This is a genomic window from Streptomyces violaceoruber (assembly GCF_033406955.1).
Lineage (GTDB): Bacteria > Actinomycetota > Actinomycetes > Streptomycetales > Streptomycetaceae > Streptomyces > Streptomyces violaceoruber.
Window position 1 is genome coordinate 5846005 of record NZ_CP137734.1, and the last position, 20985, is coordinate 5866989.

At 73.3% G+C, this 20985-nt stretch carries 17 protein-coding genes; 9 read left to right on the plus strand and 8 right to left on the minus strand.

Annotation, left to right across the window (positions count from 1 at the left end):
- Nucleotides 1-47 precede the first annotated feature (47 nt).
- Entirely contained in the window at nucleotides 48-1445 is a 1398-nt protein-coding gene (locus R2E43_RS26040) for an SLC13 family permease (RefSeq protein ID WP_011028355.1), read from the minus strand.
- Nucleotides 1446-1654: 209 nt separating this feature from the next.
- Between R2E43_RS26040 and R2E43_RS26045 the strand changes: the two genes are divergently transcribed.
- Nucleotides 1655-2362 carry a FadR/GntR family transcriptional regulator gene (locus R2E43_RS26045; RefSeq protein ID WP_003976364.1) on the plus strand — a complete coding sequence of 236 codons (708 nt, stop codon included), beginning with the start codon at nucleotides 1655-1657 and terminating at the stop codon, nucleotides 2360-2362.
- A gap of 24 nt (nucleotides 2363-2386) precedes the next feature.
- Here the strand turns inward: R2E43_RS26045 and R2E43_RS26050 are convergent, their stop codons facing one another.
- On the minus strand, nucleotides 2387-2989 hold the full coding sequence (locus R2E43_RS26050) for a hypothetical protein (RefSeq protein ID WP_003976365.1): 603 nt from the start codon (nucleotides 2987-2989) through the stop codon (nucleotides 2387-2389).
- A 126-nt stretch (nucleotides 2990-3115) separates the two neighbouring features.
- Here R2E43_RS26050 and R2E43_RS26055 point away from each other — a divergent pair, with 126 nt between their 5' ends.
- Nucleotides 3116-3889: an IclR family transcriptional regulator gene (locus R2E43_RS26055; RefSeq protein WP_003976366.1), complete on the plus strand. Its 774-nt coding sequence runs from the start codon at nucleotides 3116-3118 to the stop codon at nucleotides 3887-3889.
- Nucleotides 3886-4746: an SMP-30/gluconolactonase/LRE family protein gene (locus tag R2E43_RS26060; RefSeq protein WP_106518390.1), complete on the plus strand. Its 861-nt coding sequence runs from the start codon at nucleotides 3886-3888 to the stop codon at nucleotides 4744-4746. Before R2E43_RS26055 ends, R2E43_RS26060 begins: the two co-directional genes overlap by 4 nt.
- A gap of 57 nt (nucleotides 4747-4803) precedes the next feature.
- Here the strand turns inward: R2E43_RS26060 and R2E43_RS26065 are convergent, their stop codons facing one another.
- The 4 genes from R2E43_RS26065 to R2E43_RS26080 all read right to left on the minus strand — a co-directional run bounded on the left by R2E43_RS26065 (nucleotide 4804) and on the right by R2E43_RS26080 (nucleotide 9214).
- Entirely contained in the window at nucleotides 4804-6210 is a 1407-nt protein-coding gene (locus tag R2E43_RS26065) for an NAD(P)/FAD-dependent oxidoreductase (RefSeq protein WP_011028353.1), read from the minus strand.
- Nucleotides 6200-7411, minus strand: coding sequence for an MAB_1171c family putative transporter (locus tag R2E43_RS26070; RefSeq protein WP_332056615.1), 1212 nt, complete (start codon nucleotides 7409-7411; stop codon nucleotides 6200-6202). Before R2E43_RS26070 ends, R2E43_RS26065 begins: the two co-directional genes overlap by 11 nt.
- Nucleotides 7412-7505: 94 nt before the next feature.
- Nucleotides 7506-8690, minus strand: a complete 1185-nt coding sequence (locus tag R2E43_RS26075) for an MAB_1171c family putative transporter (RefSeq protein WP_332056616.1) — start codon at nucleotides 8688-8690, stop codon at nucleotides 7506-7508.
- Nucleotides 8687-9214, minus strand: a complete 528-nt coding sequence (locus R2E43_RS26080) for a hypothetical protein (protein ID WP_030863864.1) — start codon at nucleotides 9212-9214, stop codon at nucleotides 8687-8689. The genes R2E43_RS26075 and R2E43_RS26080 overlap by 4 nt, the downstream gene beginning before the upstream one ends.
- 268 nt (nucleotides 9215-9482) lie before the next feature.
- On the opposite strand from R2E43_RS26080, the gene R2E43_RS26085 reads away from it, so the two are divergent.
- The 4 genes from R2E43_RS26085 to arfA are packed head-to-tail and all read left to right on the plus strand — an operon-like array spanning nucleotide 9483 to nucleotide 14172.
- Nucleotides 9483-10841 (plus strand): extracellular solute-binding protein, encoded by a 1359-nt coding sequence (locus tag R2E43_RS26085; protein WP_011028349.1) that lies wholly within the window; start codon nucleotides 9483-9485, stop codon nucleotides 10839-10841.
- Nucleotides 10838-11779: a carbohydrate ABC transporter permease gene (locus R2E43_RS26090; protein WP_332056617.1), complete on the plus strand. Its 942-nt coding sequence runs from the start codon at nucleotides 10838-10840 to the stop codon at nucleotides 11777-11779. The genes R2E43_RS26085 and R2E43_RS26090 overlap by 4 nt, the downstream gene beginning before the upstream one ends.
- Nucleotides 11776-12639, plus strand: a complete 864-nt coding sequence (locus tag R2E43_RS26095; protein WP_003976374.1) for a carbohydrate ABC transporter permease — start codon at nucleotides 11776-11778, stop codon at nucleotides 12637-12639. The genes R2E43_RS26090 and R2E43_RS26095 overlap by 4 nt, the downstream gene beginning before the upstream one ends.
- Nucleotides 12640-12666: 27 nt before the next feature.
- The gene (arfA, locus tag R2E43_RS26100) at nucleotides 12667-14172 is read left to right on the plus strand and encodes an arabinosylfuranosidase ArfA (RefSeq protein WP_332056618.1); all 1506 of its coding nucleotides are present in this window, start codon (nucleotides 12667-12669) and stop codon (nucleotides 14170-14172) included.
- A gap of 12 nt (nucleotides 14173-14184) precedes the next feature.
- On the opposite strand, the gene R2E43_RS26105 is transcribed toward arfA, so the two are convergent.
- The gene (locus R2E43_RS26105; RefSeq protein ID WP_332056619.1) at nucleotides 14185-16986 is read right to left on the minus strand and encodes a beta-galactosidase; all 2802 of its coding nucleotides are present in this window, start codon (nucleotides 16984-16986) and stop codon (nucleotides 14185-14187) included.
- Nucleotides 16987-17402: 416 nt separating this feature from the next.
- Here R2E43_RS26105 and R2E43_RS26110 point away from each other — a divergent pair, with 416 nt between their 5' ends.
- The gene (locus R2E43_RS26110; RefSeq protein WP_011028347.1) at nucleotides 17403-18059 is read left to right on the plus strand and encodes a DUF4360 domain-containing protein; all 657 of its coding nucleotides are present in this window, start codon (nucleotides 17403-17405) and stop codon (nucleotides 18057-18059) included.
- A gap of 29 nt (nucleotides 18060-18088) precedes the next feature.
- On the opposite strand, the gene R2E43_RS26115 is transcribed toward R2E43_RS26110, so the two are convergent.
- Nucleotides 18089-19657 carry a substrate-binding domain-containing protein gene (locus tag R2E43_RS26115; protein WP_210983806.1) on the minus strand — a complete coding sequence of 523 codons (1569 nt, stop codon included), beginning with the start codon at nucleotides 19655-19657 and terminating at the stop codon, nucleotides 18089-18091.
- 348 nt (nucleotides 19658-20005) lie between these two features.
- On the opposite strand from R2E43_RS26115, the gene R2E43_RS26120 reads away from it, so the two are divergent.
- Nucleotides 20006-20974 (plus strand): arabinan endo-1,5-alpha-L-arabinosidase, encoded by a 969-nt coding sequence (locus R2E43_RS26120; protein WP_003976379.1) that lies wholly within the window; start codon nucleotides 20006-20008, stop codon nucleotides 20972-20974.
- Nucleotides 20975-20985 lie beyond the last annotated feature (11 nt).

The following is a 20985-nucleotide window of genomic DNA, read 5'->3' on the forward strand; positions in this document are numbered from 1 at the left end:
GGCTGTCGTTCAAGGCTGCCGGATCGCGCCGGATCCGCGAGACGGGTCTACCCGAAGCCGGGCACCACCAGCACGAGCCAGGCCAGCGCCGGCACGGCCGCCACCACGATCCCGCCGTAGACCATCAGCTGCCGGAAGAAGCGGTCCCGGTCCACGTCCGGGGCCGCGGCCAGCACCAGCGCGCCGTTGGTCGAGAACGGGCTGACGTCCACCACCGTGGCCGACACCGCGAGCGCCGCCACCATGCCGACCGCCCCGATCTCGCCCTGCGCGAGGAACGGCACCGCCAGCGGGATCAGCGCGCCCATGATGCCCACGGAGGAGGCGAAGGCCGACACGATCGCGCCGATGTAGCAGAGCAGCACCGCGGCCAGCAGCGGGACGCCGATGCCGCCGACGCCCTCACCGGCCCAGGTGATGGTGCCCATCTCCTCCAGTACGCCCACGTAGGTGAGGACACCGCAGATCAGCAGCACCGTGGACCAGGCGATCTCACCGACGGCACGCCGGCTGTCGTCCGGCCAGGCGGTGCTCAGGACGACGGCGAGGGTGACCGCGGTCAGACCGGCGTCCAGGTCGAAGCCGAGCACGGCCACGACCAGCGCGACCAGGGCGACCAGGGTGGCGACGCGGGCGGGGGTGAGGCGGACGCCGGTGCCTTCGGCACCGCCGGTCTCCCGGTCGGAGCGGACGGCCACGGCGGTGGGGGCGGTGCCTCCGGTGCCCGCGCTCGTACCGGTGCCGGTGCCGGTGCCGGTGCCGGTGTCGCTGCCGCTGCCCGTGGTCCCGGTGCCGGCCTTGCCGGGGGCGCCGTCGCCCTCCGGCGTCACCGCCCCGCGCGCCCACAGCTTCCGCCCGCCGAGCACCGCGAACAGCACGGCGGCGATGAGGAGGTTGGCGACCAGCGAGGCGAGGAAGAGGCCGATCTCGCTGCCCGGGAGCTTCTCCCGCTCCACGATGCCGTTGACGATCGAGCCGTAGATGCTGATCGGCGAGAACCCGCCGGCCTGCGCGCCGTGCACCACCATCGTGCCCATGAGCAGCGGGCTGATCGAGTACCGGGTGGCGAAGCTCAGGGCGACCGGCGCGACGATCGCGACCGCGGCCGGGCTGACCGCGCCGATCGCCGTGAGCGCGCCGGTCAGCGCGAACATCACCCAGGGGATCAGCGCGACCCGGCCCCTCACCAGCCGGACGGCCGCGTGCACCAGCCAGTCGGTGGTGCCGTTGGCCCGGGCGATCGCGAACAGGTAGGTGACGCCGACCAGGACGACGAACAGGTCGCCGGGGAACCCGGCGAAGATGCCGTCCGCGTCGAGGTCGGCGACGAGCGTGCCCACCCCGAACGCGGCGGCGAAGGCGAGCGCGCCCATGTTGACGGAGCGGGTGGTGGCGATGACGAACACCACGACGAGGACGAGGATCGAGATGAGTTCGGGGGACATGCGGGGGCTCCCGAGTGCTGACCTGACTGCCGATGGGAATGGCTGAGCGAGTGGCCGAGTGGCTGAGCCACTTGTGTGGTGCGGTTGGCTGGTCAGCGTGGGCCCGGCCCGGGATCACGTCAAGGGGTCGCGCAACAATTGGCTCAGCCACTCGGCCACCGGGCCACCCTCGGCGCCGGTGCTACGCTCCCGTGGAGAGGGGGGACCTCATGACCGACGCCCTGCGCCCCATGACCAAACAGCGCCTGTACGAACAGGTGCTGGAGCGGCTGCGCCAGTACGTCGCCGACGGCGGCCTGCGGGCGGGCGACCGGCTGCCGCCCGAGCGGGACCTGGCCCAGCGCCTCGGTGTCAGCCGTGCCTCGGTGAAGCAGGCGATCGTGGTGCTGGAGGTGCAGGGCCTGGTGGAGGCGCGGCACGGCGGCGGGACCTATCTGGTCCGGGACAGCCTCGACGTCGAACCCGTGGAGAAGATGGTCGAACGCCGCCGGCGCCTCCCGGACGTCCTGGAGGCCCGCGAGGCCCTGGAGACGAAGCTCGCCGAACTGGCCGCCGAGCGCCGCACGGAGGACGACCTCGCCGCCATGCGGTCCGCGCTGGCCGTGATGGCCGAGGAGATCGACCGGGACGGGCACGGCGTCGAGGGCGACCGGCTCTTCCACGCGGCGGTGACCGCGGCGGCACACAGCAGCCTGCTCGCCGAGTTCATGCGGTCCATCGCCCACCAGATCGCCGAGAGCCGCACCGAGTCCCTGCGCCAGCCCGGCCGCCCCGGCCGCTCCCTGGCCCAGCACCGCGCGATCCTGGACGCCGTGGCCGCCCGGCAGCCCCGGCAGGCCGCCGCCGCGATGCGCCGCCACGTCCGTACGGTCGCCAAGGTCCGCCTGCTGGACTGGGACCCGGAGGACGAGCGCTGACCGCCCGTCCCCGCCGGGCCCGCGTCAGCCGCCGACCGCCGTGCGCTGCAACAGCCCCCAGGTGAACTCCGCGACCACCTCGTGCCGTACGCCCTCCCGGTCCGGGGCGGTGAAGGCCAGCCCCCACCGGGTCGGGGCCGAGCCCTGGAGCGGCCGGGCGGGGGCGAAGGCGCGGGCCGCCTCGTCGACCGTGCAGGACCAGGGCGTGAGGTCGTCCAGGGTGCGCAGTTCCGGCCCCGGTGCGCCGGGGGCGCGGACCAGCCACTCGTTCCAGACGACGCCCCTGTCCGCGACGAGCACCTCGAAGCGCAGGCCGGGCCACAGGGGCAGCGCCCACTGCCGGGCCTCGCACTCCAGGTCGCCGATCCGGCGCGGCGCCACCGATTCCGGCTCGCCCAGGACGGAGCGGTACCGAGCGGCCGCCGAGCGGGACCGGGGAGAGCGCAGCATCGCCTGCCAGCGCCTGTTGGCCTCGCGCATCTGCGCGACGGAGGCGCCCAGCTCGCGGCGGGCGTCCTCCACCGGGCCGGGGTTGTGGTCGGCCATGCGGCGCAGCAGGACCAGCTGGAAGTCGCGCGGGGTGAAGGGGCCCGCGGGCCGCTTTCCGGTCGGCATGGCAGCCATCATCGCGGACGCAGTGGACCATGGGGCGGCCGCACGCCCATTGCCCAGGCAAACGCGGTATGAGTAGCCTGTGTTCGTTATTCCGATCGCCTGTTGAAATCTCGAACATATCTAGGGAGGGGGCTGGACATGGGACGCCTCGTGCCGGCCGTGACCCGGGCTCTCGACATACTGGAGCTCTTCCTCGACGGGGACGGCACGCTCTCCGCCCCCGACATCGTGCGCAGGCTCCAGCTGCCGCGCACCACCGTGCACGAGCTGGTCACCACGCTCGCCGCCCGCAAGTACATCGTCCCGGTCGCCGGGCAGTCCGGACGGTACCGGCTCGGCGTGCGCCCGTACCAGCTCGGCGCCCGCTACGCCGAGTACCTCGACCTCGCCGCGGAGGGCCAGCAGGTCGCCCGGACCGTCGCCGAGACCTGCGACGAGACGGTGCACGTGGCGATCCTGGAGGACACCGACGTCATCTACATCGCCAAGGTCGACTCCACGCACGCGGTGCGCATGGTGTCCGCGGCGGGACGCCGGCTGCCCGCGCACTGCACGTCCGTCGGCAAGATGCTGCTGGCCTCCCTGCCCGAGCCGGAGGTCGCCGCGCGCTTCCCCGACGGCGCCGAGCTGACCGCGATGACCCCGAACAGCATCACCGACCCGGCCGCGCTGCGCGAGGCCCTGGCCGCGATCCGCGAGCGCGGTACGGCGGTGGAGAGCCGCGAGTCCAACCCGGACGTGTCCTGTGTGGCCGCCCCGGTCCGCGACCGCACCGGCCGGGTCGTCGCCGCGCTGTCGATCTCGGTGCCTATGATCCGCTGGAGCGAGGAACGCCGCGCCGAACTGGAGCAGCTCGCGGTCAAGGGCGCGGCCGACCTCTCCGAGCGGCTCGGCCACAGGAGCGCGGCATGAAAAGGACCGGCACGGCCTTCGAGGTGGCCGTCCACGAAGAGGCGACCCTCGGCGAGGGCCCCACCTGGGACCCGGCCACGGGCCGCCTCCTGTGGCTCGACATCCTGAACTCCCGCGTCCACACCCACGACCCGGCCACCGGCCGGCGCACCGTGCGCCGCACCGACCAGCACGTGGGCGCCGTCAAGCCCCGCGCGGGCGGCGGCCTGGTCCTCAACCTGCGGGACGGGATCGGCCTGCTCGACCCCGACGACACCTTCCGCTGGCTGCACCGCGAACCCGTCCCCGGCCGCCGCGGCAACGACGCCGCCGTCGCCCCCGACGGCAGCCTGTGGGCGGGCACCATGCGCTACGACGAGGCGCGCGGCGGGGGCACGCTGACCCGGTACACCGGCGACGGCACCGCCGAGACCGTCCTCGACGACGTGACGGTGAGCAACGGCACCGGCTGGAGCCCCGACGGCACGCTCATGTACTACGCCGACACCCCGACCCGCCGGATCGACGTCTTCGACGTCACCGCGGACGGCCGGGTCGCGGGCCGCCGCCCCCTGGCCGCGATCGAGGACGGCGCGGGCTTCCCCGACGGCCTGTGCGTCGACGCCGACGGCTGCGTGTGGGTCGCCCTGTGGGACGGCGGCGCGGTACGCCGCTACACCCCGTCCGGCGACCTGGACCGGGTGATCACCCTCCCCGTCCCCCGGGTCACGGCCTGCGCCTTCGGCGGCCCGGACCTCACCGACCTGTACCTCACCACGGCCCGCGTCGGCCTGCCGGACCCGCACCCGCTGGCGGGCTCCCTGCTGGTGGTGCCGGACGCGGGACGGGGGGTGGCGCAGCCGGCGTTCGCGGGGTGACGCCCACCGCCGTCCGGCGGCCGCCGCGAACGGCGGCGACCGCCGACCGGCCCGCGCTCACGCCCCGGTGCGGTCCAGCCCGTCGAGCACCTCGCGCTCGCCCGGGGTCAGCGGCGGCCCGGTCAGCAGGGGGAGCGGCGGCCCGGCGAGCGCGGCCAGGACCGCCGACGGATGGAACAGGCGGGTCGGCGGTGTGCGCATGCTGGTGACGTCCCAGATCGCCGAGGCCGCCGCGAGGGAACCGGTGGCCGCCCTCGTCATGCGCCGCGTGTACGCCGTCGCCGCCCGGTCGGCGATGCCCGGCCGCCCGCCGCCGCGCGTCCCGGGATACAGGACGTCCTGCCCGACGGCCATGGCCCAGGCGGCGTCCACCGGGCGCGCCGCACCCCGCAGCACCCGCCGGGCCAGGCCGGGCGCGTCGAGCCCGCCGGCCCGGTCCAGCTCCTGTCCCAGTACCCGGGCGCCGAACGCGGCCACCGACATGCCCTGCCCGTAGGCCGGGTTGAAGGTGCCGAGCGCGTCGCCGAGGACCACCAGGCCCTCCGGCCAGTCGCGCACCTTGTCCAGGTAGTGCCGCACATTGCTGGTGGACCGGCTCAGGTGCACGTCGGTGAGCGGTTCGGCGCCGGAGATCAGCCGGCCCACGATCGGGTCCGGCAGGCCGAGCGTGTACCGCAGGAACCCCTCGGGATCGGCCGGTGGTTCACCGCCGCGCGTGCCGCCGCAGCTGACCAGCCAGCGGTCGCCCTCGATCGGCATGACCATGGCGCTGCGGCCCGGCCGGGAGACGTACGGATCGGCGTGCACCACCGTCAGCGGGAACCGCTCCGCCCCGGCCGGCACCCGGTACACGCGCGAGGCGTTGACCAGCCCCGAGTCCACGGTCCGCGTCCGGACGCCGGACAGCCCGAGCCCGTCCAGCCAGGGGATGATCCGGGTACCGCGTCCGCTCGCGTCCACGACCAGGTCGGCGTCCAGGTCCTCCTCCCCGCCGGGCCCCGACACCCGCACGCCCCGCACCCGCCCCGACGACCCGGTCAGGCCCACCACGGACGCCCGGCGCACCTCGACGGCCGTCTGTTCGAGCACCGCGGCCCGTACCGTCCAGTCCACCAGCGCCCGGGTGCAGGTGAGCATGACGGGCCCCGGGCGCCGCCACCGCCGCAGCCAGCCCTCGGGGCTGCGGGCCAGCATGCCCGAGCCGAGGGACACCTCGTGCGCCCCCGCGGCGAGCAGTCGCCCCCGCAGGCTCGCGCCGGGCACGATCTCCTCCATCGCCGTCAGCCCGCCGGGCATCAGCAGGTGCGCGTGCCGCCCCTGCGGAAGACCCCGGCGCTGCCGCGGCCCGTCGGGCAGCTCGTCGCGGTCCAGCACGACGACCTCCGCCACGCCCGCGTTTGCCAGCACGGCGGCGGCCAGCATCCCGGCCAGTCCGGCACCGACGACGACTGCTCTACGCGACATGGGGCTCCTCGGGTTCGGTCAGGGGTCCGGTCAGGGCGGACGGGTCCGGGCCGCCGGGTGCGCCGGCCCGGCCGGGCAGGCGGTGCAGTGCCTGCGACAGTTCCACCAGCCCGCTCGCGCCCGGTACCTCGGTGGCGTGCAGGCGGTAGGAGCCGGTGGCGTCGGGCGGTTCCTCGTGGGCGGTGGCCCGGCGTGCCGCGTCGGTGAGCATCGCCGCCTCCGCCGCCAGCCGCGCCTCGTGCGGGGAGCGGCCCGCGCGCAGAGCGGCCTCCCGCGCCCCCTCGCGGACCCGGTGGTCGAAGTACGGCGCCAGGGTGAGCAGGGCGTCGTGGATGGAGACCTCGCGCCACTGGAGCCGGGCCCGGGGCAGCCGCCACCGGACGGACGGCTGCCGGGGAGCCGTGGACACCGACTTCACCAGCGACCACAGCGGACCCAGCCGCCGGTAGTCGTCCAGCCCCCGCCAGTGGGCGAGGACGGAGGGCAGCAGCCTGGGCAGGGCGAACCCCACGGAACACACCAGCGCCGCCAGCGACGCCATCGGCGGGGCCACGCTGGTGGACAGGAAGTCGAGGTCCTGACCCGTCCACCGCGCCACCACGGCCGTGTACTTGGTGACCTGGAACCCCACCAGGTCCAGCAGCGCGCCCAGCAGGATGAGCCGCAGCCCGACCCGCAGCAGGCCGCCCACCTCACGGCTCCACTTGACGCAGACGGCACACATCACCAGCATGGCCGCGCTGTGCCCGAGCAGGTACAGCAGGATCATCTCCCGCATGAACGGGGTGCCCGCGTAGTACGTGTCGAGGTCGGTCAGCCGCTCGGTGTCCGCGTCGGCGAGCAGGAACAGCACCACGATGGCGGCCACCAGCACGCCGTAGGCCGCCATGCTGCGCAGCACCGCGCGCCGCACCACCGGCCGGGGCCCGCCCCGCCAGTTGATCAGCAGCACCAGCACCGCGCAGCTGTACGCGGAGAGCATGCCGTAGGTCAGCGGGGCCCCGAAGTTGGTGACGCCGGTGAGTTCGTTGACGGTGCGCAGGGTGGCCGGGGCGGCGCACACGAAGACCAGCGCACCGAGGACGATGGCCACGCAGGTGGACAGGGCCAGCGGGTCGCGGACGGCCGTCCGGGGGCGGCGGAACAGCAGCACCGAGGTCATGCCGAACACCACTGCCGCCAGGTAGACGACGAGACTCACGTCCGACCACTCCTTACGTGCGGAACCTGTGCCGGCCGGCCGTGCCGGGTGCCCGCGCGGCCGCCCGCGCCACCCTCGGTGACGCCGCCGGCCGTCACGCGGTGCCCGCCGTCGTCCTGCCGCTCGGCGCGGGGGAGGCGGCCGGTACCCGCACGGTGCCGGCGAGCACGTCGGAGATCCTCGCGAGGGCCGCCGGGTCCGGCGAGGGGGCCAGGGGGCGACCGGTGCCCGCGGCGGGCGGCGGCGCCTCCCCGGCGCCCGCCTCGTGCCGGAGCGCGTCGACGATCACCGCGGCCCAGGCATGCGCCCCGGCCAGTGCGGGATCGCCCGTCGCCGTCAGCGTGTCGGCGCGGGTCCGGTCGTACAGGTCCCGGTCGCAGTACGCGTCCAGGTGACCGAGCGCGTTGTGGATGCTCGTCCGGCGCCACATCAGGAGGGTGGCGGGGGAGGCGAACCGCGGGCGCGGCAGCCGCAGCGCCCGGCGCACGAGCAGGTCGTCCAGGGCCCGCTCCAACGGCCCCAGCCGGGCGTACGCGCGCCCCGCCCGCCGCCACTCGGCCACCCGCGGGGTCACCAGCGGCACCAGTACCCCGACGACCACCAGCAGAGCCCCGAGGCCGGCGGCGGCCGGGGAGACCGTGGTGCCGAGCGCCGACCAGTCGCGCCCGGACCAGCGGGCGCCCACCGCGACGAGCTTGGTGGCGCTGTAGCCGGCGCCGCACAGCGAGCCGGCCCCGATCAGCGTCAGGCCGGCCCGCAGCCCGCCGCGCACCTGCCGGGCCCAGCGCAGCGCGGACACCGTCGTGACGGTCGCCGCGGTCAGGTGCGCGACCAGGTACAGCACGATCATCTGGGCGATGAACGGGGTCGTCGCGTAGTAGGTGTCCAGATCGGTGCGGCGCTCCACGGGCGCGTCGCCGAGCGCGAAGGTCAGCGCGATGCCGAGGACCACGACGGCGTAGGCGAGCGTCCAGCGGCGGGCGGTACGGCGCACCCGGGGGCCGCCGCGCCAGTGCACGACGAGGACCTGGGAGGCGGCGCAGTACCCGGTGATCGCCGCGTAGGTGATTGGTGCCGCGAGGTTGGGCACGCCGCTCAGCCGGTTGACGGCCCCGACCGTCGGCGGCGCCCCGAGCGCGAAGCAGAGCCCGGCCAGTCCCAGCACCGCGCAGATGGCCCGCAGATACGGATCGTGCCGGTGCCGCAGCAGGTCGGGGGCCCGCACTGCGAGGCCGAGCCAGAGCGCGGCGCAGCTCAGATAGTTGATCAGGCTGTTCATCCGGTCGTCCCGCGGTAGTTGAGCGCGGCCCCGATGCGGCCTGCGAGGCTCTCCGGGCTGGCCGGACCGCCGCCCTCCGCGGCGAACACCGAGTCGGTGGAGGCGTCCAGCCAGGTGCGCAGCCGGCTGCCCATCAGCATGCCGAAGCGGTCCGCCTCCTGTTCCTCGGCCAGGGAGAAGTCGCTGCGCGCGGCCACCGCCCGGGACCGGCCGTCCGCCTCCGCACCGCCCTCCGCCCGACGGCGGCTCATGTGCCACACCTCGTGGCACAGGATCACGATCTGGTGCCAGACGGCCGCGCGTTCGTCGACCACCACGTCGTCGTGGCTCTCGCGCTCGAGCCACAGCCCACTGGCGGTGTGCGGCGGGAACGCCGCCCGGTGCACGACCACCTCGCGTCCCCGCCACGCGCTGACGGAGGCGACGAGTGCCTCGAACAGCACCTCGGGATCAGCCGGCACGGCCACCTCGATGGGGTCGATGAGAGCGTCAGCGAGACGCCGCATCTCCTTCCTGGTACGCACCGCTGTCTCCTCGTTCCCCCGGCCGTCCGTCGGTCACCCCTGCAATATGCCAAGACCCCCGGCCTCCGGGCCAGTTCCCGGAGCCTCCTCGGTCGCGAGGTGGCCGAGACGGTGCCCTCGTGACGCGTCCCGCCGCCTGTGAAGACCGGCCCGATCCTGCCCGAACCATTGACGTGCAAGCGCTTCCCACCTACGTTCCCGTTCGAAGTTACGAGCGACATCCGAAATATCGAACGATCACTTCGAATGACGACAGATGGGGCAGGGCATGGGACGACCTGGCCTGAATCGCAGGCACTTTCTGGCCGCGGCCGGCGGCCTGACGGTCGCGGGCAGCTTCGGCTTCGCGGCGCTCGGCACCGGCGCCGACGCGCTCGCCTCCGGAGCGGACACCCGGGTCCGCTACTGGAACCTCTTCAGCGGCGGCGACGGATACAACATGATCGCGATGCTGGACTCCTTCCGTAAGGACAACCCCGGCATCGACGTGAAGGACTCCACCCTCCAGTGGGGCAGCCCCTTCTACACCAAGCTCGCCATGGCCGCCGCCGGCAACCGCGCGCCCGACCTCGGCGTCATGCACCTCGGCCGGGTCACCGGCTTCTCGCCCGGCCGCCTCCTCGACCCCTGGGACCCCGCGCTGCTCGCCAAGTACGGCGTGCGCGAGCAGGACTTCAACCCGGAGCTGTGGAAGCGTGCCGTCATCGACGGCAAGCTCTACGCGCTGCCGCTCGACATCCACGTCCAGCTCTGCTTCTACCGCAAGGACGTGCTGAAGAAGGCGGGCCTGCTCGGCGAGGACGGCCGGATCGTGCCGGTCGAATCCACCGAAGAGTGGTTCGACGTGCTCAAGGAGGCCAGGAAGGCCACCGCGAAGGGGCTGCAGACCATCGGCCTGTGGCACAACGACCAGAACTTCCAGTGGTGGTTCTTCGTCGCCTTCTACACCCAGCTCGGCGGCACCTGGTTCAACGACGCCAAGACCGAGGTCACCTTCGACACCGACAAGGCCGCCCAGGTCCTGGAGTTCCTGCGCAAGCACGTCGCCGACGGGTACGCCAACCCCTCCTTCGGCGGCGGCGCCGGTGCCGAACAGTTCGTCAACGGCTCCCCGTTCGCCTGGGAGGGCAACTGGTCCGTGCCGGTCTTCGACGCCGCGAAGCTCGACTACGGCGCCACTCCGCTGCCGCCCGTCTTCGGCAGGCGCGCCACCCACGCCGAGTCCCACTCCTTCGTCCTGCCGCACCAGGCCGGCCGCGGCGGCGCCACCAACGAGGGCGCGCACCGGCTCGCCGCCTACGTCGTCAAGCACGCCCGGCAGTGGGCGGCCGGCGGACACATCCCCGCCTACACGCCGACCCTGTCCACCGCCGCCTACCGTGCCCTTCAGCCGCAGAACGAGTACGTCTCGGCCATGGACCACCAGGCCACCGAGCCCAAGGTGTGGTTCGCCGGGTCCACCGGCATCCTCGCCCAGCGGGTCGGCCCGGTCGTCGTCTCCTCGACGACGGGCTCCGCGAAGCCCGAGGCCGCCGCCCGCCGGATGAAGGGCACGCTCACCGAACTGCTCGCCATGAAGAACCCCATGGACGGCCGCACCGCCGCGCAGGGAGGTGCCACCGCATGACCGCCACCAGTGCCGAGACGATCGTCCGCCCGGCCCGGGCGAGGACCGCCGCCGACAGCGCAGGCGTCCGCCGCAGGCAGGGCTTCCAGCACGGCGGCTGGTTCGTGGCCCCGTTCCTCGCGCTCTTCGCGCTCTTCGTGGTCTGGCCGCTGCTGCGCGGCCTCTACCTCAGCTTCACCGACGCCAACATCTCCGGCGACAGCGCGAACTTCATCGGCCTCGACAACTACCGCGAGGCCCTGAAGGACCCCCTGATGTGGGACGCGCTCGGCCACAGCGCGTACTTCACGCTGCTCGTCGTGCCCTGCATCACCGTCCTCGCCCTCCTCCTCGCGATGCTGGCCCACCACATCGAGCGCGGCAAGTGGCTGTGGCGGCTCTGCTTCTTCCTGCCGTTCCTGCTGCCGTCCACCGTCGCCGCGAACCTGTGGCAGTGGCTGTTCAACCCCGGCACCGGCATGGTCAACCACGTCTTCGGCCTCGAAACGCCCTGGCTGACCGACAAGTCGTACGCGATGCTCGCGGTCGTCATCACCACCCTGTGGTGGACCGTCGGCTTCAGCTTCCTGCTCTACCTCGCCGCGCTCCAGGGCATCCCCGCCCACCTCTACGAGGCCGCCAAACTCGACGGCGCCAACGCATGGCACCGCATCCTGCACATCACGCTGCCGATGCTGCGCAACATCACCGGCCTCGTGATCGCCCTGCAGATCCTCGCCTCCCTCCAGGTCTTCGACCAGGCCGTCGTCATACAGGACTTCGGACCCGGACCGGAGGACTCGACCCGCACGTTCGTGCAGTACACGCTCGAACAGGGCTTCACCAGCTACCGCGTGGGCTACGCCTCCGCGATCTCCATCATCTTCTTCGTGCTCATCGCGGCCGTCGCCCTCGCCCGGATGTGGCTGCTGCGCAACCGTGAGGAGGGCGGCCGATGACCACCGCCGCACCGCCGGTCCGCACCCGCCCCCGCCGGAGCTGGACCCCCGGCCAGATCGTGCTCACGCTCCTCGGCACCGCCGTCTCCGCGGTGTTCCTCGCCCCGCTCCTGTGGGCCCTGTTCACCTCGCTCAAGTCGGAGACCGAGGCGGTCGAGGTGCCCACCCACTGGCTGCCCGACGACTGGACCGGACAGGCCTGGAAGGCCCTCTTCGAGACCGGCAACATCACCGACTGGTTCGTCAACTCCCTCGTCGTGTCGGTCTGCGTGACGGCGATCGTGCTGCTGGTGAGCGCGCTCGCCGGATACGGCTTCGCCCGCACCGAGTTCCGGGGCAAGGGCCTCCTGATGGGCGTGGTGATGGCCGGCCTCATGGTCTCCCCGGCCGTGCTCGGCGTCCCGCTGTTCACCACCGTCCAGCAGATGGGGATGGTCGACACCTACTGGGGCATGATCCTGCCGCAGTGCGCGCCCGCCGCGATGGTCTACATCCTCTACAAGTTCTTCCAGGGCATCCCCCGCGAGCTGGAGGAGGCCGCCTTCATCGACGGCGCGGGCCGCTGGCGCGTCTTCTTCACGATCATCGTGCCGCTGTCGCGCCCCTCGCTCGCGGCGGTCGGCATCTTCACCTTCATCAGCTCCTGGAACAACTTCCTGTGGCCCTACATGGTCACCAACAACCCCGACCTGATGACCATGCCGAACGGCATCGCGACCGTCATGAACTCCTACGGCATCCAGTGGGCCCAGCTCATGGCCGGCGGCCTGATGGCCGGCCTGCCGCTGATCGTCGTCTTCGTCTTCTTCCAGCGCCAGATCGTGGCGGGCGTCGCCCACACGGGCCTGGCCGGCCAGTAGCCCCTCACCCCGTCCCGAAAGGAAAAGATGCGCACCGCCCGCTTCACCCTCGACCCCGCCTTCACCGTCGGCGCCGTCAACCCCCGTCTCTTCGGCTCCTTCGTCGAACACCTCGGACGCTGCGTGTACACCGGCGTCTTCGAGCCCGGCCACCCCACCGCGGACGCCGAGGGCCTGCGCCAGGACGTGCTGGAGCTGGTCCGGGAACTCGGCGTCACCGCCGTCCGCTACCCCGGCGGCAACTTCGTCTCCGGCTACAAGTGGGAGGACTCGGTCGGCCCGGTGGAGGACCGTCCGCGCCGCCTCGACCTGGCCTGGCGCTCCACCGAGACCAACCGCTTCGGCCTCTCCGAGTACATCGCCTTCCTGAAGAAGATCGGCCCGCAGGCCGAGCCCATGATGGCGGTCAACCTCGGCACCCGCGGCGTCGCCGAGGCGCTCGAACTCCAGGAGTACGCCAACCACCCCTCCGGCACGGCCCTGTCCGACCTGCGCGCCGAGCACGGCGACAAGGCCCCCTTCGGCATCAGGCTCTGGTGCCTGGGCAACGAGATGGACGGCCCCTGGCAGACCGGCCACAAGACCGCCGAGGAGTACGGCCGCGTCGCCGCCGAGACCGCCCGCGCCATGCGCCAGATCGACCCGGACGTCGAACTGGTCGCGTGCGGGTCGTCCGGGCAGTCCATGGAGACCTTCGCCGAGTGGGAGGCGACGGTCCTGAAGGAGACCTACGACCTGGTCGACCACATCTCGCTGCACGCCTACTACGAGCCGCACGACGGGGACGTCGACTCCTTCCTCGCCTCCGCCGTGGACATGGAGTCGTTCATCGAGAACGTCGTCGCCACCTGCGACCACGTCGGCGCCCGCCTCAAGTCGAAGAAGAAGATCAACCTCTCCTTCGACGAGTGGAACGTCTGGTACATGACCAAGACGCAGGCCGAGGTCAGCGCCCTGGACTGGCCCGAGGCGCCCCGCCTGCTCGAGGACAACTACAGCGTCATGGACGCGGTCGTCTTCGGCTCGCTCCTGATCGCCCTGCTGCGGCACGCCGACCGCGTCACCGTGGCCTGCCTCGCGCAGCTCGTCAACGTCATCGCGCCGATCATGACCGAGCCGGGCGGCCCGGCCTGGCGCCAGACGACGTTCTTCCCCTTCTCCCAGGCCTCGAAGTACGGCCGCGGCGAGGTCCTCGACGTCCGCGTGGACTCCCCGACGTACGACACCGCGAAGTACGGCGAGGCCGACCTGCTGCACGCCACCGCCGTGCGCGCCGAGGACGGCTCGGTCACCGTCTTCGCCGTCAACCGCTCGCGCACCGGGGCCCTCCCGCTGGAGGTCGCCCTGAGCGGCCTGGAGCTGACCGAGGTCGTCGAGCACAGCGCCCTCGCGGACGCCGACCCCGACGCCCGCAACACCCTCGCCGAGCCCGAGCGCGTCGTCCCGCACCCGGTCGACGGCACCTCCCTGAGGGACGGCCGGCTCACCGCCGCCCTGGAACCGCTGTCCTGGAACGTGATCCGGCTGCGCTGACCCGGCCCCGGGTCAGCCGTCGCGCCGGCCGGGGGAGGGGACGGGCTTCACCGGCACTCCTCCGGCCGCGCCGCCCAGCAGCTCCAGGCGCACCGCGCCCGGACCCGACGGCGCGCCGTCGCCGGACAGGACCGCGAGGGCCAGGGTGTTGGCGGCGGCCCGGGTGCGCAGGATGCCGTTCGGCAGGACGAAGGTGTGCGGGGCACCCGTGCGGCCGCCCACGTACGCGCCCAGGTTCCAGCCGTTCAGGAAGACCTGGACGCGGTGGGCACCGGCGCCGCGGTCCGGGTCTCCGTCCAGGCGCAGCCCCACCGAGGCGTCGATCTCCGGCGGGACGTCCAGCCGGAACGTGGTCCGGTACCAGGTCACGCCCTGGCGCCGGTCCCCACCGGGCAGCGCCGCCGGGGACACCCGCTCCCACCCGCCGTCGTCGTACCCGGGCAGGTGCCAGCCGTGGCGCTCCCCGTACAGCCCGCCGTTGTTGAGCGGCCCGCGCACCGGGTCGGGGGCGGCCGCGCCCATGATCCGCCAGCGCACCTCGGGCGAGGCGCCCTCGAACGCCGCCGACGTCAGCCCGCGGGCCTCCCGGTACGCGTCCTGGCCGTGCTGTGTGCGCCGCACCAGGACGGACAGGACGGGGCCGTCGTCCCCTTCGCCGCCCTTGCTCCCCCCGCCCGCCCTGCTCCCGGCGGCCCGGCGCAGTGCGGCGCGCAGGTCCTCCGGCAGCCCGAACGCGGCCGTGCCGGTCCACGTGCCCTTCCCGTCGCCCGCCCCGTCCGGCTGGTGGCTGCCCAGCGGCACCCCGTCCAGCCAGGCCATCAGCAGGCCGTCCGCGCCCGTGCTGTACGAGAGGGACACCCGCTCCAGCCCCGTGGCGCCGGTGAGGCGGGCGCGGTACCAGACGTCGCCGTAGTGGAAGCCGTAGTCGTCGGCGAAGAGCACCGGCCGGCCGTCGGGGACCGGGGTCGTGCTGTGCGTCGTGCGCCGGTCGGCGACCGTCCATCCCTCGTCGCCGTAGTCGGGCCGGGACTCGAAGTTCTCCGCGCGCCGGCGCCAGCCGTCCAGCGCGGGCAGCACCAGGCCGGGCACGCCGGGCAGCGGCCACACGGCCATCAGGCTCAGGGCGCGGCCCAGTCCCGACTGCACCGCCTCGCCGTTCCAGGTGACGTCGGTGATGCCGGGCGGCGCCCACACCTCCAGCTCGCGCTCGGCGACCGTGTCACCGGTCAGCCGGATCGTCGCACCGTCCAGGGCGGCCTCGCGCAGCAGCTCCGGTCCGCGCACCAGGACCCGGCCCGACGGGGTCTCGTACGGCCACAGCCGCAGCGAGGCGGCGTCGTCGGCGACGATCAGCAGCAGAGTGCGGTCGGTGCCGCCGCTGCGCACCCGCACCCGGGTCAGCCGGTCCTCCCGGAGCGGCACCGTCACGTGCAGCCGCCCGCGGTCGAAGGCCCAGGCCGCCTCCTCGTCCAGCCGGGTCGGCCACGGCTCGTCCGGGCAGTCCAGGACCAGGTGCGCCATCTCGCCGGCCCGCCCCACGAACGCGGCGATGTCCAGCCGCCCGACGCTCATGGCCAGCATGGGCTGCACCGTGGCGTACGCCAGCTTGCGCCCCGAGCCCAGGCGCAGGCCGGTGGCGAAGAGCTTGGCGTCCCGGGCGGGCACCGTGACCTCCACGTCGGCCCCGCCCATGGGGAGGGTCGAGGTGACGTTAGCGGCGGAGTCGTTGCGCAGGACGTAGGCGTGCGCCCCGGTGTCCGGATCGGCCAGGTGCCGTACCCGGATCCGGGCGTCGGTGGCCCGGACCGCCTCCGCCTCGGTCATTCCGGTGAAGTCCGGTACGTGGCGCAGGAGTTGCCCGAGCTGGTGGAGCGGCGCGAGCTGGTCCGTCGGCCGTCGCGCCTCGTCGATCGCCGCGTTCGGGGCGTAGGTCGGTGAGGGTGCCGAGGGTGCGGGCAGCCAGCCCCACGAGGTGCCGCCGAACGCCATCCGGACGCGGTGCGGGGCGACCCCCCGCGCCAGGCGGTCGAAGTGGACCCGCCGCGCCTCGGCGGCGTCCCGGACCGGCCCCTGGTCCTCCCGGGCGAGCGGCGTGCCACCGTGCAGCAGGGGCACGTCGATGCCGTCGGCGCGCATCCTCGTGCGCAGGAGGTCCAGACCGGCGCGCCCGGGGGCGTCGGCCCGGTAGAGCAGCACCGTGCCGGTGCCCCGGGTGAACAGGTGCCGGGCGGCGACGGCGTCGACCCGGCCCAGCCACTCGTCGGCGTGGCGCAGGTACGCCGGGCCGGTGCTCCCGGCCCGGCCCCCGACGGTCGTCAGCCAGCCGGGCAGGCCCCCGGCGTCCACGTCGGCGCCGATGTGCGGGCCGGGGTGCAGGACGACGTACAGACCGCACTCGGCGGCCGTGCGCAGGAACAGGTCGAGGTCGCGGACACCGGTGAAGTCGTACGCGCCGGGGGCGGGGGAGTGCTGGTTCCAGGCGAGGCGGACGTCGACCGCGTTGTGGCCGTAGGCCCGCATCTTCTGGAGCACGTCCCGCCACAGGGACGGGCTCGGCAGCCGGAAGGGGTGCAGCTCGCCGGACCACAGGGCCAGCCGCCTGCCGTCCACCAGCAGCGAGTCGCCCTTCAGCGTGACCCGGTGGCGCGCGCCGTCGGCGCCGGGCGGGCCGGGCGGCGGCCCGCTGGGCGCGGGACCCGCGGAGCCGGAGGCGGGCAGCGCCGTGCTGCCGCCCAGCGCGAGACCGAGGACGGTGGTGCCCGCGAGGGCGCTGAACGCTCGTCTGCCGAGCCTGCTGGGCCTGCTGAGCTCCAAGGGAGCCTCTCCTGTAGCGCGCGTGTCTCCGGTCCCGCCGCCTGCGCGGGACCGCCTGTGCCGGGCCATTGTCCCAGCGGATGCCGCAATGGTCGGCACGAGGATCTCGGCGCGTGCGGGCTACGCGGCACGCGCGGTACCGAAACCGGCCGTCCGGCAGGGAGAACCCGTAGGCCGTGGCCCGGGTTACGGAGAACCGCCGACCGTCGGCCCGGGTGGCGGAGGACCCGCCGGACCTCGGCCCGGGTGGCCCGGGTGGTGGGAACCGGCCGATGTGAATGGCCGGGAGAGTGCCTGTCCGCCCTCGGCGGGGCTTCCTACGATGCGACCGTTCCGTGGATGTCATGTGCACACCACGTGTAGATGGCGGACGCATTCAACCACATTCACCCCCCACCGACCGGGATGGGAGACCCATGGCCACCGGCCTGCTCCTGAGCGGCACGATCGCCGCGCTCCTCACCTCCGTGCTGCCCGCGCAGCAGCACCAGTCCTCCGGCGGGTTCGAGGACCCGCCGCCGGACAAGATCGTCATCAAGGTCGCCACCGTGAACGGCTCCGGCTGTCCGCAGGGCACGGCGGCGGTCGCCGTCTCCGGGGACAACACGGCGTTCACCGTCACCTACAGCGACTACCTCGCCCAGGCGGGCGGCGACTCCGCGCCCACCGACTTCCGCAAGAACTGCCAGCTCAACCTGCTCGTCCATGTCCCGCAGGGCTTCACCTACGCCGTCGCCAGCGCGGACTACCGGGGCTTCGCCGCCCTCCAGCCCGGCGCGAAGGGCACCCAGCGGGCCTCGTACTACTTCCAGGGCTCCCCGAACACGGAGTACCGCACCCACCCCTTCGCCGGCCCCTACGACGACAACTGGCAGGCCACCGACAGCACCGACTGGGCGCAGCTGGTCTGGGCGCCCTGCGGGGTCCAGCGCAACTTCAACATCAACACGGAGCTGCGGGTGAGCACCGGGACCTCCGACCCGGACGAGGTGAGCTTCATGACGATGGACTCCACGGACGGTGACATCAGCACGGTGTACCACCTGGCGTGGAAGGAGTGCCCGGAGTCCTGACCGGGCCGCCGCGGGCTCCCTCCGGGGCGTCACCTCGCGGCGGGCGCACCGTCCGGCCGGCACAGCAGCGGCTTGTCCAGCTCGGCGCAGGGGCGGTGGCCCCTGGCGCGGACGATGTCCTTGCCCACCTCGTCGGCGAGGTAGCGCAGGAAGCCCGCCGCGATCGAGTCGGCCGGCGGTTCGCCGTAGGTGTAGGCGATCTCCGTCTGCCAGTACGGATACGCCCCCTGGTCGGCGCCCTCCAGGGTGGCCGGGTAGCCGTCGATGCGGATCTGCCGGACGTCGTCGTGCGCGGCGGCGGCGCCGACCTCGCTGTGTCCCAGGGCCCCCGGGGTCGAGGCCACCGTGTCCAGCAGCGTCCCGGTGCCGCCCACCTCGCAGCGGCCCGGCCGGTCGCGGTCGAGCCCCGCGCAGTCGGGCGTGGTGACCGCCGGGAGGGGGCGGCCGTCGAGGACCTGCCGTTCGAGCGTGGTCCGGGTGCCCGAGCCGGGGTTCCGGCTGACCAGGTGGATGGGGACGTCGTTGCCGCCCACCCGGCTCCAGTTGGTGACGCGCCCGGCGTAGACGTCCCGTACCTGCTTCAGGGACAGGTCCTCCACCCCCGCCTCCTTGTGCACGACCAGCGTGAACAGGGACAGCGCGACGGGCCTCGGCAGCAGCCGCGGGCGGCCGTCGGACTTCGGTCCGTCGCTGAACGTCAGTCTGTCGCCGAGGCCCCGGCCGTCCGGGAGCCGGGCGGCCGCACCGGCGGCGGCGAGGGTGTCGAGCCCGTCGACGCTGCCCTTGAAGGAGGTGGCGGTGAGCGGGATGCGGGCGTCCGGGCAGGTCCGCTCGTACTGCTCCGCGGCCTCCCGCAGCACCGGCGCGAAGGCCGTGGAGCCCGACAGGTGCAGGGTTCCGGCGGCGCAGTCCAGCGGGGCGGCGGTGTCCTCGCCCCCGGCCAGGGTGAACGCCGACTGGGTGGCGCTGACCAGGATGAGCGAGGCGAGCAGCCAGCGGACCTGGCGCGAGGCGAAGGGGTAGTACGCGGTCTTCCTGATGTTCCCGCCGCGCACCCCGCCGACGATCCCGGCGGTGACCTCGGGCTCGGGGAACTCGGGCTCGGTGAAGCCCTCCTCGCGGTCCAGGACGGCCAGGACCTTGTAGTGCGCCCGGCGGTTGAGGATCACCTTGGGCAGTTTGACCTCCCGGCCCGTGGTCTCGAAGCCCTCGGCCCCCGGCACGAAGAAGGTGGGCGGCACCTGGGGGCTGCGCTCGGTGACGGTCATGCCGACGACGCGGCGGCCGGGGAAGGCGATGCGTATGCCCACGGGGTCGCTGGCGGGAGCGACGTAGTCGGCGGCGACGACCGGGCTCCAGCCGGCGTTCTCGATGCGCAGCAGGACGACCGAGGGGTCGCTGAGGTTCGTACCGTCCCACTGCATGCGCTGGAGCACCGTGGTGGCGGGCCCCGAGGCCGCCGAGTCCCGGATCGTGGTGTCCAGCTGGACGCGGTAGCCGAGCCGTTTGCGGCCCGCCAGCACGAACTCCCACAGCGCGGCCGCCACGGGCACGGCCAGACCCAGGACGGCGGCCAAGGACCCCCAGGACAGACTCACGTCCGGCTCCCCCTCAGGACGGTGACACGGGAGGCCATGGTGGCGGGGGAGGGGCGGGAGGGGGCGTGACTCCGGTGACTCCACGGCTCGAATTCACGCGCCGGCCACCTTCGGCACCCGCTGTTTTCCGGACATCAACCGCCGTCGGTGCCGGGGGCATTGACGCGCAAGCGCTTCGATTCTAGGTTCCGTCACTGCGTCACGTGCGACATCACGAATGTTGTTCGAAATTCTGAACGAGCAACAAGCAACGAGCAACAAGCAACGAGCAACAAGCAACGAGCAACGACGCAACAAGCACCGAGCACCGAGCACCGAGTCAACGAGTCAACGGAACAGGAGCCCCCCATGCGTCGCAGACGAGCCGCACTCCTCGCCCTCCCCACCGCCGCACTGCTCGCCCTCGTCCCCTCCACGGCGTCGGCCTACCCGAACCCCGGCCGGGTCACCGGCTCCGTCGTCACCCACGACCCGACCATGATCCGCACCTCGTCCGGGCAGTACCGGCTCTACGCCACCGGCGGCGGCATCAGCAGCAAGGCGTCCTCGGACCGCACCGCCTTCTCCGCGGGCGCCGACGCCTTCGGTTCCCGGCCCGGTTGGTGGTCGCGGTACTCGTCCGTCCCGGAGGCCTGGGCGCCGGACATCTCGTACCACGGCGGCAAGTACCTCATGTACTACTCCGTCTCGTCCTTCGGCTCCAACACCTCCGCCATCGGACTCGCGGGTTCCACCACCGGAGCGCCGGGCAGCTGGAGCGACTACGGCATCGTCTACACCTCCGGTTCCGCCAGCGACTACAACGCCATCGACCCGAACCTCTTCGTCGACGACGACGGCACGTGGTGGCTGTCCTTCGGCAGTTGGTGGACCGGCATCAAGATGATCCGGATCGACCCGGCCACCGGCAAGCAGCTCGCCTCCGACACCGCCCGCCGCTCCCTCGCCTCCCGCCCGACCGGCACCAAGGCCGTCGAGGCGCCGTACGTCGTCAAGCGGAACGGGTACTACTACCTCTTCGCCTCCTACGACACCTGCTGCGCCGGCACCGGCTCCACCTACAAGGTGAAGGTCGGCCGGGCGACGAGCGTCACCGGGCCCTACCGGGACCGGAACGGCGTCGCGATGACGGACAACGGCGGGACGCCGGTGCTGGAGTCGCACGGCAGCGTCATCGGCCCCGGCGGACAGTCGATCATGAACGACGTGGACGGCGACCTGATCGTCTACCACTACTACGACGGCAACGACAACGGCACACCCAAGCTCGGCATCAACCTCCTGGACTGGAGCAGCGGCTGGCCCGTGGCGTACTGAGCCGCCGGCCG